Raw genomic sequence first — 221 nt, 5'->3', positions numbered from 1 at the left:
CTTGAGTGTTAAAATCAAAATCTAAAGCGGGCACGGTCCAAATGTGGGAGCGGGCTTGCTCGCGAAGGTCGTTAACGATGACGTGGGCATCCTGATTCAACGCGGCGCTCTCAGGTTTTTCGCGAGCAAGCCCGCTCCCACAGAAAAGCAGAGCCACCGCGCCCGTAGCAGCTGTCGAGCGCCAGCGAGGCTGCGTGCCTTTGATCTTGATCTGCTTTTGA

The 221-nt window shown here is 56.6% G+C and carries 1 protein-coding gene; it reads right to left on the bottom strand.

Annotation, left to right across the window (positions count from 1 at the left end; translation table 11 throughout):
* Positions 1 to 221, bottom strand: a 221-nt coding sequence (locus tag HX807_RS31515; protein ID WP_218174055.1) for a hypothetical protein, incomplete at both ends; no start/stop codon positions are given.

The organism is Pseudomonas sp. D8002, assembly GCF_013385695.1.
Lineage (GTDB): Bacteria > Pseudomonadota > Gammaproteobacteria > Pseudomonadales > Pseudomonadaceae > Aquipseudomonas.
Note: the sequence above shows the minus strand (reverse complement) of the source record. Positions and strands in the feature narration are given on the sequence as shown.